This window comes from Pseudomonas bharatica (assembly GCF_048586865.1).
In the GTDB taxonomy this organism is placed as follows: Bacteria; Pseudomonadota; Gammaproteobacteria; order Pseudomonadales; family Pseudomonadaceae; genus Aquipseudomonas; species Aquipseudomonas bharatica.
This window is the reverse complement of sequence record NZ_JBMAWR010000003.1, coordinates 200537-216197: the sequence shown is the minus strand read 5'-3', so window position 1 is coordinate 216197 and position 15661 is coordinate 200537. Positions and strand designations below refer to the sequence as shown.

Sequence of the window (15661 nt, the reverse complement as noted above, 5' to 3'; positions counted from 1 at the left end):
TTCCAGGTGTTCTTCAGGACCTCATCGCTGACACCGCGTACCCTGTGGGAGCTGGCTTGCCAGCGATGAGGCCGGCTCAGTCACCACACATCACTCGGCCTTCTTCGCCTTCCCGCCCTTCACCAGGCCATAGCGAATCTCCTTCGACGGCCCATAGCCATAGAACGAGGTGTAGCACTTGCTGAAATGGCTCGGTGAGACGAAACCGCAGGCCAGCGCCACGTCGATCAGTTGCAGGTCGGAATGCTGCAACAGGCGCCGGCTTTCGGTGATGCGCAGTTCCAGGTAATAGCGCACCGGGGTGGTACCGAGCTGGCTCATGAACAAGCGCCCGATCTGCCGCTTGGAACGTCCCACATAGTGGGCCAGTTGATCCTGGCTCAAGGGTTCCTCGATGTTCGCGCTCATCAGGTTGATGGCTTCGCGCAAAGGCTCGCTCATCTTCTCGTGCAGGGTCGGACGGGCCCGGCGATAGCGCGATTCCTCGAAGGCGAGGATATCCACCACCGCATCCACCAGCCCGCGCCCGCAGCGGCTGTTGATCCACTCCAGCACCAGATGGAAACCGCCCGACGGACTGGCAGCGGTCAGGCGGTCGCGGTCGACCATGTAGCTTTCGCTGGTGACCTGGCTGTCCTTGGCGATTTCCGCCACCGCGCCACGGTGCTCCGGGTGCACGGCGCAACGGTAGCCATCCAGCAGCCCGGCCTGGCCGAGGAACCAGGCGCCATTCCACAACGCGCCCAGGGCCACATGCTTTTCCGCCGCCTTGTGCAGGATCTGGTTGAGCTCCGGGATCGGCCGCAACACGGTGCGCAAGCCGCCGCACACCACCAGCAGGTCAAGGTCGTCCAGCGCAGCGGCATCGAGTGGCGCATCCGGGCAGATCACCAGCCCCAGGTCGCTGACCCGCGAGCCGCCATCCAGGGTGAAGGTACGGTAGGTAAAGGACGCCGCCTGGATCAGGTTGGCAGTGACCACCGTATCCAGGGCTTGGGTGAAGGCCGGCAAGGAGAAATGTTCGAGCAGGATGAAACCGACCCTGCCCTGCCCGCCCGGCGCCTGCTTTTCGCCGGTGAAGCGCAGGTTCGAGCCCTGCATGGCATCGCTGAAATGCCTTCTTTCGACCACGTTGGTGTCTTCCGATAGTGTTCTGGGAATCCGAGGCGCTGAAACCGCTACGCCGGCATGCATCGTCGAATGATGCACGCCGGCGCGGCGGTGTCCAACTTTCCTTCGGAATTTCTGATTTATGTTGCTGCCTGATTCCTGCGGCCTTGCAAGGCTCCACGAGAGAGACGGTCCAGCAACAGGGCCACGGCAACGATGGCCAGGCCCGCACGCAGGCCGAGGCCCATTTCCATCCGGGTCAGGCCGCGGGTCACTTCCGCACCAAGCCCGCCCGCCCCCACCAGCCCGGCCAGCACCACCATGGCCAGGGACAGCAGGATGCACTGGTTCAAGCCCACCAACAGCGTCGGCATGGCCGTGGGCAACTCGATCTTCAGCAGGATCGCCCGGGGCGGCGCGCCCATGGCCTTGCCCAGTTCCAGCAGGTCACGGGGCACCTGGTTGAACGCCAGGGTGGTCAGGCGCAGCATCGGCGGGATGCCATAGATGATGGTGGCGAGGATCGCCGGGACCTTGCCCAGGCTGAAGACCATCACCGCTGGAATCAGGTAGACCCACGGCGGCACGGTCTGCATGACGTTGAGGAGCGGGCTGAGCACCGCGTCCAGGCGCTTGATCCGCGAGGCCGCGACGCCGATCGGGAACGCCACCGTCACCGAGATCAGCACGGCTACCGTCACCAGGGCGATGGTCTGCATCGACGCCACCCAGAACCCGGAGATCAGGCAGAAGCCAAGCATTACCACAGCCAGGATCGCCGCCCGCAGGTTGACCAGGAAGAACGCCGCCACCGCCACCAGGGCGATCATGCCGTAGGGCGGGATCGCCAGCAGCACGCCTTCGATACCGCCGAGGACGGTTTCGATAAAGCGGCTGATCAGGGCGAACAGGCCGTGCAGGTTGGCGTTGAGCCAGTCCACCGATGGTGCCAGCCAGGCGCCTGGAGAGAACGTGATATCAGGATTCATGGGCAGCCCTCCGGCCGGGACGGCTGGCGCTCTGGGCCATGCGGTCAAGGATCAGGGTAAGAATGACGATGGCGATGGCGGCGTTGATCGACATGGCGATATCCAGGGTGCGGATCGCGCCGTAGATCACTTCACCCAGTCCTCCGGAACCGACGATACCGGCGATCACCACCATGCCGAAGGCCATCATCAGGCCCTGGTTGACCCCGGCCATGATGCTCGGCAGGGCAAACGGCAGGCGGATCTTGAAGAACTGCTGCCACCCCGTGGTACCGCTGGCCTGGCCCAGTTCGATGAAGACCCTGGGCGTCATGCGGATGCCCAGCGAGGTCAGGCGCACCACCGGCGGTATGGCAACGATGAAGGTGGCCAGCAGCGCTGTGCCCGGGCCGTAGCCGAGCAAGGCAATGGCTGGTAGCAGATAGATATAGGGCGGCAAGGTCTGGATCAGGTCCAGCACCGGTTCGCTGACCCGGTCCAGGGACGGCATCAGGCCGGCCGCGACGCCCAGCGGGATGCCGATGATCAGGGCCATGCTGGTCGCCGACAATACCAGCGCCAGGGTGCTCATGGTCTGTGGCCACAGGCCCATGGCCACGCATAGCAGCAGCCCGAGCATGGCCCCGAGGGCGAAGCGCCAGCTGGCGGTCAGGCGCCAGCCGAGCGCGCCGAAGGCCAGGATCAGCACCCAGAACGGCAGCAGGGTCAGGCCGCCGTAGATCGCCTGGTAACCGGCGTGCAGCACATCGTTGAGGCCGTCGAAAAACCAGGCGCCGTTGTCCGATAGCCACTCCAGCCGGGCATCGACGACCTCGTCGAAGGCTGCAGCGAACTCCCCGGGGCTCATAGTGCGTGCTCCGGCTGCGCAGCGTCATGTTCTGCGGCCGGCGCACCCTGCACGCCACGCAGCAGGTCCTGCTGGGTGATCACGCCGAGGACCTGGCCGCCCTCCGCCACCGTCAAGGCATCGCCGCCGGAGCTGATCATCAGGTTGATCAGGGCATCGAGGTCGGCGTGCGGACCGGCACTCGGCAGAAGGCCGGGGCTGAGATACGGATGCGCCGCGGCCGGCGACATGATCGAATGCGCCTTGACCAGGTGCAAACGGGAAATCCCGGCGACGAACTCCGCCACATAGTCATCGGCGGGGTTGAGCACGATGTCTTCGGCGGTACCCTCCTGGATGATCACCCCGTCCTTCATGATGGCGATGCGGTCGCCGATGCGGATGGCCTCTTCCAGGTCGTGGGTAATGAACACGGCGGACTTGCCGAGGGACTTGGTCAGTTGGCGAAACTCGTCCTGCAACTGGCGACGGATCAGCGGGTCGAGGGCGCTGAAGGGTTCATCCATCAGGATCACTTCCGGGTCCGAAGTGATGGCCCGGGCCAGGCCGACGCGCTGCTGCATGCCACCGGACAGTTCGTCCGGGTAGCGTTGCGCCCAGTCGCTCAAACCTACTTTCGCCAAGGCCTGCCCGGCCACCTTGTGCCGTTCGGCTTTCGAGATGCCGCGCACCTCCAGGCCGAAGGCGGCGTTTTCCAGCACCGTGCGATGCGGTAGCAAAGCCACGCTCTGGAATACCATGCCGATGTGCCGCGCGCGGGTTTCGCGCAAGGCCGCCTTATCGAGGCTGGCAAGATCCTTGCCCTTGATCAGGATCTGCCCGGAGGTCGGATCGATCAGGCGGTTGAACATACGGATCAGGGTCGACTTGCCGCTGCCGGACAAACCCATGATGCAGTAGATCTCACCCCGTCTGACCTTGAGGCTGACGTTCGAGACGCCGACAACACAGCCATGGTCCTGAAGAATCTGTTTCTTCGACAAACCACGCTCTTTATAAGCACGCATGGCGGTATCGGCGTTCTTGCCAAAAATCTTCCAGACCGATTGGCACTCTACCAATACGTCTTCAGCTACTTCGCTTGCTGTGTTCATCTCGCACCCGTCGAACCAGGAATCTGGTTGGCTTTTTTATTACGTTCAGTTCGGCAGTGGTAAAGGCGTTGCCCGGGTACGGCCCCGAACAACGCGGGACTTCGAAATCAGTATTTTTTGATGTTTTCCCAGCGGTTCACGAGGTCGGCGTTTTTCGTGGCCCAGTCCTGCACGGCCTGTTCCACCGTCTTGCCATCCTTCATTTCGCCGTTGATAGCGGTGATGTCGGCCAGCGGCAGGTAAACCCCGGCGATCAGCTCACGCGCTTGCGGGTAGGCGGCGGAGAAGCCCTTCTGGCCGATCCAGTAGTAGCCCTGTGGCGGGGCGAAGGAGCCTTTCGGGTCCTTGAGGAACTTCACGTCGAACTTCTGGCTCATCCACGACGGTTCCCAGGTGGTCACCGCGATCCACTCCTTGCGATCCACGGCGGACTTGAGGGCAGCGGTCATGGCGGCGGTACTGCCTTCCAGGAGGTTGAGCTTGAGGCCGTAGTCGGTCACGGCCTTGGCCGCATCGCTCATCAGGCCCGAACCCGGCTCGATGCCGACGATCTTGTTGCCGAACTTGTCGGCGTTGGCATTGAGCTCTTCCAGCGAGTCGATGGTCACGTACTTCGGTACGGCGATGGCCTGGTAGAGGCCGTGGGAAACCGGAGAGATCTTTTCCAGGCGGTTCTTGTTCTTCTTCCAGTAGTCCTGGGCGGCGTAGTCGATCTGCGAGGCCAGCAACTGGATGTCCCCCTTGCCCAGGGCGGCGTAGGCGATGCCCCATTCGGAAAAGTTGGTCACCTTGACGGTGTAGCCGGCGTCCTCGAGGACTTTCCTGGTGACGGTGGTGATCGGGGTAAGGTCTTCCCACGACAGGGTGCCCATGGTGATGGTCTTTTCCTCGGCCTGGGCCTGGAACACCGTAAGACCGACCATGGCGAGGGTACAGAGCGCTTTGCGGAAGAGTTTCATTGTTGTCGTCTCCTGGGTTGTGGTGCTGGCCGGACGCATTGCCACGTCCGTTGCTTGTTCTTGGTTTTCTTGCACAACTTTCTGGCGGGGGTTTTCTGGCGCCCGACAAGGCCTGGCAAAGAGCTAAAGCCCCCGCGAACACTGGCCTTGGGGCGAGATTCGCACGGGCTCAAGAGACGGTCAACGGAATTGTATTCTTTGTGTATACCCATGGAATTCAAAAAGAATTCATAAAAAATGCTATTTTCCCCAGTGTTTTCAGGGCTCTCAGGCTAGTAGAGCCAAGGAAAAAGCTGTCGCGGGTGGATATGGCGGTGGCGGGATTTGATAAGAGTGTGTCTCGTGGATGCCATAGAGACCTGGCACTCGGATCGCCTGTCATGGCCTCATCGCTGGCAAGCCAGCTCCCACGAGGACCGGCGTACACCGTACCTGTGGGAGCTGGCTTGCCATCGAGAGGCCCGAAAGCACAGCACAAAACCGGGGTCAGACCCTGTCACAGATACCCAGATAAGCAGGGAAACCGCTCATCGAAATATCTGTAGACACATTGTCTAATCCTCCCCTATAGTCGTTATACAAATTGTAGACACAACCTGATGAGTACAAAAAAGGCTCCCATGAAAGCCACCGCGGCTGTCTCCTCCACCCCTGCCGATGCCTCCCCGGATCGCAAGGCGCTTCTCGCCGAAGCGCTGCGCCGGCGCATCCTGAGCATGGAGCTGGCGCCCGGAGCGGTGGTGGATGAACTGGCGTTGTGCGATGAATTCGGTCTGTCCCGGCCGCCAGTGCGCGAACTGCTGCGCCAGATCGCCGCCGAAGGCTACATCGAGCTGGAAGCCAACCGCGCCCCACGGGTCGCGGCCATGAGTCATGAGTCATTGCGGGCGTTCTTCCTTGCCGCACCGCTGGTGTACATCGCCACCACGCAACTGGCAGCGACCCGCGCCACCGTGAGCGAAATCGAAGAGCTGCGCCGGATCCAGGCCCTGTTCCGCCAGGCGATCCAGGAACAGCACGTGGAAAACCGCGTCATCTACAACGACGAGTTCCATCTCGAGATCGGCAAGATGGCGCGCAACGATTACCTGATGCCGAGCCTGCGCCGTGTACTGATCGACCATGCGCGACTGGGCAAGATTTTCTACCGCCACCCGACCACCGTGGACATGCAGAAGGACCTCGAACTGGCCTGCGACCAGCACGACCAGATCATCGAGGCCATTGCCCGCCATGACGCCGAGGCAGCGGGACAACTGATTCGCGAGCATATGGAACTGTCGCGCCGGCGCATGGCGGAATACGCCGCACCGGAAGGCATGGAGGTATCGCTCGCGCTTTGAAAGGCCCCGGAGCATGAAGATCTAGCGAGGTTTCGCTGGTCATTTCAGCCTGGGTGGCAACACCGGATCAAACAAGAACAGCCAGGTCCCTGAAATGACAAAAGTAACCTCGTTGCCAGCCGACGACAGTTCGTGCGGTTGGTATCACCTGAGCCCGAAGCGCACGCCGCGGCCCGCCCATTCGGGCACCAGCCATGCGCGCTGGGTGGTGCTGGGCGCTGGCTACGTCGGCCTCGCCGCCGCACGCCAGCTCGCGCTGAACTTCCCCGATGAACAGATTCTCCTGGTCGAAGCCCAGGAAGTCGGCTTCGGCACCGCTGGCCGCAACGCCGGCTTCGCCATCGACCTGCCACACGATATCGGCGCCGAGGACTATATCGGCGACATCGGTATCGCCAGGACCTGCCTGCGCCTGAACCTTACCGGCCAGAACTATCTCGCGAACCTGGTCGCCGAACACAGCATCGATGCGCAGATGAAGTTCTGCGGCAAGTACCAGGCCGCCGTGGAAGATCGCGGTATCGCCGTGCTCGACGCCTACCGTCGCGGCCTGGAAAAGCTCGGCCAGCCCTTCGAAGTAATCGAAGGCGCGGACCTGCCCGAGCACATCGGCACGCACTTCTACCGCAAGGCGCTGTTCACCCCCGGCACCGCGCTGATCCAGCCATCGGCCATGGTCAAGGGCCTGGCGCAAAGCCTGCCGGCCAACGTCACGCTCTATGAAAACACTCCGATCCTCGACGTCGAGTACGGCAGCAAGACCGTGCTGCGCCATGCACGCGGCAGCATCAGCGCCGACAAGCTGGTGTTGGCCAACAATGCCTTCGGCGGTCACTTCGGCTTCCTCAAGGGCGCCATGCTGCCGATCTTCACCTACGCCAGCCTGACCCGGCCGATGACCGAACAGGAACAGGCGCGCCTGGGCGGCAAGCCCTACTGGGGCGTGATTCCGGCGGACCCGTTCGGCACCACGGTGCGGCGCACCCCGGACAACCGTCTGCTGATCCGCAACAGCTTCAGCTTCAACCCGGACGGCCGCGCCAATCCCAAGTACCTGCAGCGCTACGTCGCCCGGCACAGGGCGTCGTTCGCCCGGCGCTTCCCGATGCTGCCGGACGTGGGTATCGAATACACCTGGGGCGGCGCTCTGGCCATGTCGCGCAACCACGAGAGCTTTTTCGGCCAGTTGGCGCCGAATGTCTATGGCGCACTGTGCTGCAACGGCCTGGGCGTGACCCGCGGCACTGCCACCGGCAAGTTGCTGGCGGACTGGCTGGCGGGCGAGAAGAACGACCTGATCGACTTCCTCCTGAAGTCCCCCGGCCCAAATGCCAACCCGCCGCAGCCGTTCCTGTCGATTGGCGTCAACGCCAACCTGACCTGGGGCCAGATGCGCGCCGGCAAGGAAAGCTAAGCCCTTGCTCTTGTAGGAGCGTGGCTTGTCGGGACGCCGAACCGCCGCGAAGGACCGCGCAGCGGTGCCAAAGATCGCCCGGCAAGTTGGAGTAAAGAAGTAGCAAAGTGTCGCGCCGGCCAGGCGCCAATCCCCGGACTGAAGTTCCTGTTCAGCGCCGCGGACCTGCTCGGCCGGAAAACAGGTTCGATAGTACAGGAAACAATAATGACAACTTCCAATCAATCCGTTGAAGACGTACCCCTCAATCGCTTCCACCAGTTGCTCACCGCCCGTTCCGGCGGCGGCTCATTCGTCGACGGCTATGTGCTCAGCATCATTGGCGTGGCCATGGTGCAGATGTCCGCAGGCCTGGGCCTGACCGCCTTCTGGCAGGGCATGATCGCCGCCTCGGCGCTGATCGGCATCTTCTTCGGCGGCTTCCTCGGCGGCGCGCTGACCGATCACTTCGGGCGCAAGCGCATCTTCTTCGTCGGCCCTACCCTGTTCATCCTAGGTTCCCTCGCCCAGTTCTGGGTCGAGTCCGGGCCCATGCTGTTCGCCCTGCGCTTTTTGATCGGTGTCGCGGTCGGCATCGAATACCCGGTGGCCACCGCGTTGCTGGTGGAATTCCTGCCGAAGAAATACCGCGGCCCGCGCCTGGCCACCCTGACCATCCTGTGGTTCGCCGGTGCCGCCTTCGCCTATATCGTCGGCCACTTCCTCCTCGCGTCCGGCGACGAAAATGCCTGGCGCCTGGTGCTGGCCAGCCCCGTGGTGATCGGCGCGATCCTCTTCGGCCTGCGCATGGGCACACCGGAGTCGCCCCGCTGGCTGCTGAACAAGGGGCGTGCGGCAGAAGCCGAGACGATCATCAGGCAGGTCTACGGCAAGGCCTTCTCGCTGAAGAACCTGCCGGAACAGCCAAAGGAACAGAAAGCCTCGCTGCTCAGCCTGCTGCACTCGGGCTACGGCAAACGCATGCTATTCGTCAGCATGTTCTGGTCGTGCTCGGTGATCCCGGTGTTCGCCGTGTACTCCTTCGCCCCGAAGGTCCTCGAAGCGCTGCACCTCAAAGGTGACTGGGCGTCCTTCGGCTCGGTGGCGATCACCCTGCTGTTCGTGGTCGGCTGCATCATCGCCACCCGTCTGATCAACAGCATGGGCCGGCGCAGCATGCTGGTCCACAGCTTCCTCTGGTCCGGCCTGGCCCTGCTCGGCCTGGCGGCCCTGCACGACGGCTCGCCAATGCTGGTCCTGGTGCTGTTCGGTGCCTACGCCCTGTTCATCGGCGGCGCACAAGTGCTGCAACTGGTGTACCCGAACGAGCTGTTCCCTACCGAGATACGCGCCGTCGCGGTCGGCATCGGCACCTCGCTGTCGCGGATCGGCGCTGCGGTCGGCACCTGGCTGGTGCCGATGTCGCTGCAATCCCTGGGCATCGCCCAGACCATGTACGCCGCCGCCATCGTGACCCTGATCGGTTTGCTCTTCGCCTGGGCCCTGGCCCCGGAAACCCGTTCCCTGACTCTGCAACAAGCCGCCTCGCTGAACTGAGCGCGGTCTGACATTCCTTGCGTCCCACTGGAGAGAAAAGCATGAAATTCGCTGGTATCTACACCCCCGCCGTGACCCCGCTGAACGCCGACGGCAGCATCGACAAGGCCGGCTTCGCAGCCGTCCTCGACTACCTGGTGGAATCGAAGATCCACGGCATCATCATCGGCGGCTCGACCGGCGAGTACTACGCCCACACCGCCCAGGAGCGCATCGACCTGGCCGCCCAGGCCAAGGACGTGATCAACGGCCGCCTGCCGCTGATCATCGGGACCGGCGCGATCCGTACCGAAGACTCGGTGGCCTTCGCCAAGCATGCCAGGGAAATCAAGGCTGACGCGCTGCTGGTTGGCACCCCGCCCTACGCGTTGCCGACCCAGCAGGAAATCGCCGTGCACGTCAAAGCCGTGGACGCAGCAGCCGACCTGCCGATCATGCTCTACAACTACCCGGGCCGCATGAGCGTGAGCATGGGCCCTGAGTTCTTCGATGCCGTGGCCGATGTGAAGAACATCGTCGCCATCAAGGAAAGCTCGGGCGACATGAACCAGCTGCACCGCCTGGCCACAAAGTACCCGCACATCTCCCTGTCCTGTGGCTGGGACGACCAGGCCCTGGAATTCTTCGCCTGGGGTGCACAGAGCTGGGTCTGCGCCGGCTCCAACTTCATCCCGCACGAGCACGTGGCCTTGTACGAAGCCTGCGTGATCGAGAAGGACTTCAACAAAGGCCGACGCATCATGGCGGAGATGATGCCGCTGATGGACTTCCTCGAAGGCGGCAAGTTCGTCCAGTCGATCAAGCATGGCGTCAGCCTCAACGGCCTGAGCACCGGTGGCGTGCGCGCACCGCTGCAAGGCCTGGACGCTGTCGAGCAGGCCGAGCTGAGCAATGTGGTCGCCACCCTGAAGCGCAACATCGCCGCAATCGTCGAGGGCAAATGACATGGCCGAACTGCTGAGCAAAGCCGAATACCAGGCCCTGGCCGCCAAGCTGCAGCCGCGCAACCAGGCCTTCATCGACGGCGAATTCCGCGACGCGATCAGCGGACGCACCTTCGTCACCACCAACCCGGCCACCGGCGAGAAGCTCGCTGAAGTGGCGGCCTGTGATGTGCAGGACGTCAACGTCGCCGTCGCCGCCGCCAAGGCGGCCTTCGAAGACGGTCGCTGGAGCGCGCTGACCCCGGGCGCGCGGAAAAAGGTCCTGCTGAAATTCGCCCGGTTGCTGGAAGACAACGCCCATGAACTGGCGGTACTGGAAGCCCTGGACAGCGGCAAGCCGGTCAGCGAATGCCAGAACGTCGACGTACCGGAGACCATCCACACCCTGCGCTGGCACGCCGAGCTGATCGACAAGATCTACGACGCCACCGCCCCGACCGGTTCCGCTGCGGTGACCATGGTCGTACGCGAGGCGATCGGTGTTGTCGGCCTGGTCCTGCCGTGGAACTTCCCGCTGCTGATGCTGGCCTGGAAGATCGGCCCGTCCCTGGCCGCCGGTTGCTCCATCGTGGTCAAGCCGGCCAAGGAAACCACCCTCACCGCCCTGCGCGTGGCCGAACTGGCCCACGAGGCCGGCATCCCGGCCGGCGTGTTCAATATCGTACCTGGCGGCGGCCGTGAGGCCGGCGAAGCCATCGGTCGGCATATGGACGTAGCCATGGTCAGCTTCACCGGTTCTACGGACACCGGTCGCCTGTTCCTCAAGTACGCCTCCGAGTCCAACCTCAAGCGTGTGGTCCTGGAGCTGGGTGGCAAGAACCCGGCCGTGGTCATGAACGACTGCGAGGACCTCGACTCCGTGGCCCAGTTCGTCACCGCCGGTGCCTTCTGGAACATGGGCGAGAACTGCTCCGCGTCGTCGCGCCTGATCGTGCACAAGGATGTGAAGGACGAGCTGCTGAGCCTGATCTCCAAGCACGTCAAGGACTGGAAACTCGGCGATCCGCTGGACCCGGACAACCGTCTCGGTGCCATGGTCAGCAAGGCGCACTTCGAGAAGGTCCGTTCCTACCTGGAGTACGCCGCCGAGCAGAAACTCGCCGTGGCCCTGGGTGGCGAGACCCAGGACGGCGTGTTCGTGCAGCCGACCATCATCGATGGCGTGGCCCGCGACAGCCGCCTGTTCGTCGAGGAAATCTTCGGCCCGGTACTGAGCGTGACCACCTTCGAAACCCTCGATGAAGCCATCGAACTGGCCAACGACACCATCTACGGCCTGGCGGCTTCGGCCTACACCGGCAGCCTGCGCAATGCCCTGCGCCTGTCGCGGGAAATCCGCGCTGGCGTGGTCACGGTCAACTGCTTCGGCGAAGGCGATGCCTCGACGCCGTTCGGAGGCTACAAGGAGTCCGGATTTGGCGGTCGCGACAAGTCGATCTGGGCCCATGATCAGTACACGGAGCTGAAAACCATCTGGATCGACGCTTCGTGAGCTGAAAACCGGGTGCTGTTCTGACGGAGTTCGGTACCCGACCCGGCCACCGCCCCACGCAGGCGGTGGCCACCCCCGTTTCCTTTCGCAGTACGGCGAACGAGCAGCACGGCCCGTGCAGGCCACTACAACGCTGCGGCGCCGACGGTTCCTGGATTTCGACCAGGCGGCCACCCAATCCAACTACCCAAAAACCCGTCCGCACGACCGCCGCAGAGCGCTCGCGTGCGAACACATGCACAGACTTTTCTACTGCCCATGCTCGCTTCGAACGTTTCAACCCATGGTTCCACCCTCGGTCACCGCAATGCGCTGATCGTGGCCCATATCGCCGCCGTGCTGTTCGGCCTGACCGGCATTCTCGGCGCCCTTATCCACTCGTCCGCCTCGGTCATCACCTTCGGTCGCGCGGCCTTTGCCGTGCTCGCCCTGGGTGCGGTGGCGCAACTGCAGAAACGTGGCGTGTTCCATCGCCTGAACACGCGCAAGTTCGCGGTCATGGCCCTGAGCGGGGTGATGCTGACCTCGCACTGGGTGAGTTTCTTCATTGCCATCAAGGTTGGTGGCGTGGCCGTGGCGACCCTCGGTTTCGCCAGCTTCCCGGCCTTTATCGCGATCCTCGACCTGTTGGTGTTCCGGGAGCGCATTCGTGCTGCCGAAGGCCTGCTGTTGCTGCTGGTCAGCCTCGGCCTGGTGCTGGTGGTGCCGTCCTTCGACCTGCTTGACCAGGGTACGGTCGGCTTGCTCTGGGGCCTGGGCTCGGGCCTGTCCTTCGCCCTGCTGGCGATCATCAACCGCCGCGGCCTGCAAGGAATGAATGCGGTGCAGGTGGCGTTCTGGCAGAACCTCACGGTGGCCGTACTGGTCGCGCCGTTCGCCTTCGACACCTTGCTGGTGCAGGGACTGAGTCACAGCGACTGGCTGTACCTGGCGCTCCTCGGGATCTTCTGCACCGGGCTGTCCCAATACCTGTTCGTCAAGAGCCTGGAAGGGCTGGAGGCGCGCAGCGCGGGGATGATCATCGCGCTGGAGCCGGTGTATGCGATCGCCTGTGCCTGGTGGCTGTTCGGTGAACAGCCGTCGCTGCGGATGGTGGCGGGTGCGGCGTTGATCATCCTGGCCACGGTGCTGTCGGCCTGGGGGAAAATGACGGCGGAGCAGGTGCACTGACCAGCCCTTGAGGCTGGCAGAGATCCCTGTGGGAGCTGGCTTGCCAGCAATGAGGCCGGCAAGGGCACCTTTGTTGCCAGATAGGGCCCTATCGCTGGCAAGCCAGCTCCCACAGGGACCGCGCCGGATTCAGGCGCGGGCCAGCCACTCGCGCTGGCGGGCCAGGACCGACTCGGCGGACTCGCCCACCAGCTCGGCATACACACCCGGCGCCGTGGCGCCTTCGGTGCTGATCAGCAGCACGCGGGAATCCTTGTCCAGCCCCAGCTCGGCAGCCTGTTGCGGCGCCTTCGCCAGGCGCTGCAAGGCCGCCAGCCCGGCCACCGCAGACTCGCCGGACGCCAGCGGAATATCCCGCTCGCTGCCGGCAGCCAGGCGCCGCATCGCCAGCAGCGCCTCGTCGTCATGCAGGGTCATGAAGAAATCGACGCTGTTCTCCAGGAACTTCCACGCCAGCGGCGAGGTTTCACCGCAGGCCAGCCCCGCCATCACCGAGTCCACCGAGCCGCTGGCATTCGCCGGGCGCCCGGCCAGGGCGCTCTGGTACAGGCAGTCGGCCTGGGCCGGCTCGACCATGACCAAGGTCGGCCGCTGTACACCCTGCAACTCCCACAGGTAACTGGCGATCCCGGCCGCCAGGCCACCGACCCCACCCTGCAGGAAGACATGGGTAAAGCCTTGGTCATAGGCCTCGACGATCTCCGCCGCGATGGTGCCGTAGCCCTGCATCACGTCCCGGGGAATCTCCTCGTAGCCGTCATAGGAGGTGTCGGACACCACCAGCCAGCCATTGCGCAAGGCCAGGGCCGCAGCCTCCTCCACCGACTCGTCGTAGTTGCCGCTGACGCGCACGATCTCGGCGTCATAGGCGGCGATCGCCTCTTCCCGTTCGACGCTGACATTGGCGTGCAGCACGATCACACAACGGCAGCCAAGGGTCTGTGCCGCAGCCGCCAGGGCGCGGCCGTGGTTGCCGTCGGTGGCGCTGATCACGGTGAAGCCGGCCAGGGCTTCGGCGTACTCGCCAGCGAGCAAGGCCCGGACATTGAAATTGTGCTCGGGGAAGCGCCGCAGGATCAGGCGCACCAGGGCAATCGGCGCGCCCAGGGCCTTGAAGCTGCCCAGTGGCGAGCGTCGCGACTCGTCCTTGACCAGCAACTGGCCTACGCCCAGCTCGGCGGCCAGGTCCGGCAGGCTGTACAGCGGCGTGGCGCCACGGTTGAGCCCGGCCCAGTGCGCAAGCCAATCGCGGCTCTGACCAGCCTTGGCGATGCTCATGATCTCGCGCAGGTCTTCGGGGTACGGGATACGGCGGGCGTTGCGGTTGGCTAGCAGCATTGCGGTCTCCATCAGGCAAAGGGGTGCCGTCACCGATGGCGTGGGGCATCGGCGTTGGCGTTGGCAAAGGGGTCAGGCGAGTCGGCGGGCGACCACGTCCAGCAGGACTTCGGCGCCCATCAGCAGTTGCGCGTCATCGGTGTGCTCGCGGGGGTTGTGGCTGATACCGCCACGGCTGGGCACGAAGATCATCGCCGCCGGGGCGATACGGGCGATCATCTGCGCGTCGTGGCCGGCACCGGAGGTCATGCGCCGGTGGCTCAGGCCCAGGCGCACGGCACTGGCTTCGATCTGGTCGGCCAGGGTGGCGTCGAAGATCACCGGTTCGAAACGCACCAGGCGCTCGCTGGAAATCTTCACGCCCTCCTCTGCGGCGATCCGCTCGAGGAAGTCGGCGAAACGCTGTTCGGCCTGTTGCAGGCGGGCTTCGTCGGGGTCGCGCAGGTCGACGGTGAACACCGCCCGGCGCGGAATTACGTTGATCACATTGGGCTCGAAGGCAATGCAGCCGGTGGTGGCCAGGGTGCTGCCGGCGTCGCGAGCGATGGCGCGAGCCTCGGCCACAGCGGCGCAGGCCACGTAGCCGGCGTCATGGCGCAGGCGGGTCGGCGTGGTGCCGGCATGGTTGGCATTGCCCTGCACCGTCACCTGCTGCCATGAAATGCCCTGGAGGTTTTCCACCACGCCGATCTGGATGCCCTCGGCCTCGAGGATCGGGCCCTGCTCGATATGCAGCTCAATGTATTCATGCGGCACGATGGCGCCGGGTTGCAGGTCGCCGGCATAGCCGATGCGCGCCAGCTCGTCGCCCAGGCGGGTGCCGTCGGTGCCAAGGGTATCCAGCGCCACCTGCACCTCCAGGCCGCCGGCATACACCAGCGAACCCATCATGTCCGGCTGATAGCGCACGCCCTCCTCGTTGGTGAAGGCACCCACGGTGATCGGCCGCGACGGCAGCACCCCGGCGTCGCGATAGGCGCGGATCACCGCGAGACCGGCGAGCACGCCGTAGCAACCGTCGAGGGCGCCGGCATTGGTCACGGTGTCGATATGCGATCCCATCATCAGTGGCGCCAGATCCTCGCCGGAGGCGACCGGCAAGGTGCCGAAGATATTGCCGATGCGGTCGATGCGCACTTCCAGATCCAGCGCCTTCATCCAGGCCACCACCTGGTCGCGGCCAGCCTTCTCGACATCGGTCAGGGCAATGCGGGTACGCCCGCCCTGCACCGGGTCGGCACCCAGTTCGCCGAGGATGCGGATCTGCTCCAGCAGCAGCGCGCCGTCGAGTTGAAGGTTCATCCAGGTACTCCGTGGGGTGTTCGTCAATGAGATAAATGCTATTTCAATGTGATGGAGTAATTTCTTGATTTTGGCCCAGGAAATGAATTTTTATTCCGTATTCGCCTTCATTGAGGAAATCCG

Annotated in this window: 13 protein-coding genes; 6 read left to right on the top strand and 7 right to left on the bottom strand. The window is 64.1% G+C overall.

What is annotated here, in order from left to right:
* Positions 1-90: 90 nt before the first annotated feature.
* The 5 genes from ACKLLE_RS05970 to ACKLLE_RS05950 form a co-directional block, all read right to left on the bottom strand.
* Positions 91-1101 (bottom strand): GlxA family transcriptional regulator, encoded by a 1011-nt coding sequence (locus ACKLLE_RS05970; RefSeq protein ID WP_279900189.1) that lies wholly within the window; start codon positions 1099-1101, stop codon positions 91-93.
* 149 nt (positions 1102-1250) lie between these two features.
* Positions 1251-2099, bottom strand: coding sequence for an ABC transporter permease (locus tag ACKLLE_RS05965; protein WP_420057198.1), 849 nt, complete (start codon positions 2097-2099; stop codon positions 1251-1253).
* Positions 2089-2946 (bottom strand): ABC transporter permease, encoded by an 858-nt coding sequence (locus ACKLLE_RS05960; RefSeq protein ID WP_420057196.1) that lies wholly within the window; start codon positions 2944-2946, stop codon positions 2089-2091. Before ACKLLE_RS05960 ends, ACKLLE_RS05965 begins: the two co-directional genes overlap by 11 nt.
* Positions 2943-4040 carry a quaternary amine ABC transporter ATP-binding protein gene (locus tag ACKLLE_RS05955; protein ID WP_420057195.1) on the bottom strand — a complete coding sequence of 366 codons (1098 nt, stop codon included), beginning with the start codon at positions 4038-4040 and terminating at the stop codon, positions 2943-2945. Before ACKLLE_RS05955 ends, ACKLLE_RS05960 begins: the two co-directional genes overlap by 4 nt.
* 107 nt (positions 4041-4147) lie before the next feature.
* The gene (locus ACKLLE_RS05950) at positions 4148-4999 is read right to left on the bottom strand and encodes a glycine betaine ABC transporter substrate-binding protein (protein ID WP_064304444.1); all 852 of its coding nucleotides are present in this window, start codon (positions 4997-4999) and stop codon (positions 4148-4150) included.
* A gap of 620 nt (positions 5000-5619) precedes the next feature.
* On the opposite strand from ACKLLE_RS05950, the gene ACKLLE_RS05945 reads away from it, so the two are divergent.
* From ACKLLE_RS05945 to ACKLLE_RS05920, 6 genes are all read left to right on the top strand, one after another.
* On the top strand, positions 5620-6342 hold the full coding sequence (locus tag ACKLLE_RS05945; RefSeq protein ID WP_420057194.1) for a GntR family transcriptional regulator: 723 nt from the start codon (positions 5620-5622) through the stop codon (positions 6340-6342).
* Between the two features lie 94 nt (positions 6343-6436).
* A complete protein-coding gene (locus ACKLLE_RS05940) occupies positions 6437-7756 on the top strand; it encodes an NAD(P)/FAD-dependent oxidoreductase (RefSeq protein WP_420057192.1) in 1320 nt (439 codons plus the stop codon).
* A gap of 207 nt (positions 7757-7963) precedes the next feature.
* A complete protein-coding gene (locus tag ACKLLE_RS05935) occupies positions 7964-9292 on the top strand; it encodes an MFS transporter (protein ID WP_420057190.1) in 1329 nt (442 codons plus the stop codon).
* A 41-nt stretch (positions 9293-9333) separates the two neighbouring features.
* Positions 9334-10236, top strand: a complete 903-nt coding sequence (locus tag ACKLLE_RS05930) for a dihydrodipicolinate synthase family protein (protein ID WP_420057189.1) — start codon at positions 9334-9336, stop codon at positions 10234-10236.
* Between the two features lies 1 nt (position 10237).
* Positions 10238-11728 carry an aldehyde dehydrogenase gene (locus tag ACKLLE_RS05925; RefSeq protein ID WP_420057187.1) on the top strand — a complete coding sequence of 497 codons (1491 nt, stop codon included), beginning with the start codon at positions 10238-10240 and terminating at the stop codon, positions 11726-11728.
* A 258-nt stretch (positions 11729-11986) separates the two neighbouring features.
* Positions 11987-12898 (top strand): DMT family transporter, encoded by a 912-nt coding sequence (locus tag ACKLLE_RS05920; protein ID WP_420057185.1) that lies wholly within the window; start codon positions 11987-11989, stop codon positions 12896-12898.
* Positions 12899-13027: 129 nt separating this feature from the next.
* Here ACKLLE_RS05920 and ACKLLE_RS05915 read toward each other — a convergent pair whose 3' ends face one another.
* Complete coding sequence (locus tag ACKLLE_RS05915; protein WP_420057184.1) at positions 13028-14236, bottom strand: diaminopropionate ammonia-lyase; 1209 nt, start codon at positions 14234-14236, stop codon at positions 13028-13030.
* Positions 14237-14308: 72 nt separating this feature from the next.
* On the bottom strand, positions 14309-15538 hold the full coding sequence (locus tag ACKLLE_RS05910) for a Zn-dependent hydrolase (protein WP_420057182.1): 1230 nt from the start codon (positions 15536-15538) through the stop codon (positions 14309-14311).
* Positions 15539-15661: the final 123 nt, after the last annotated feature.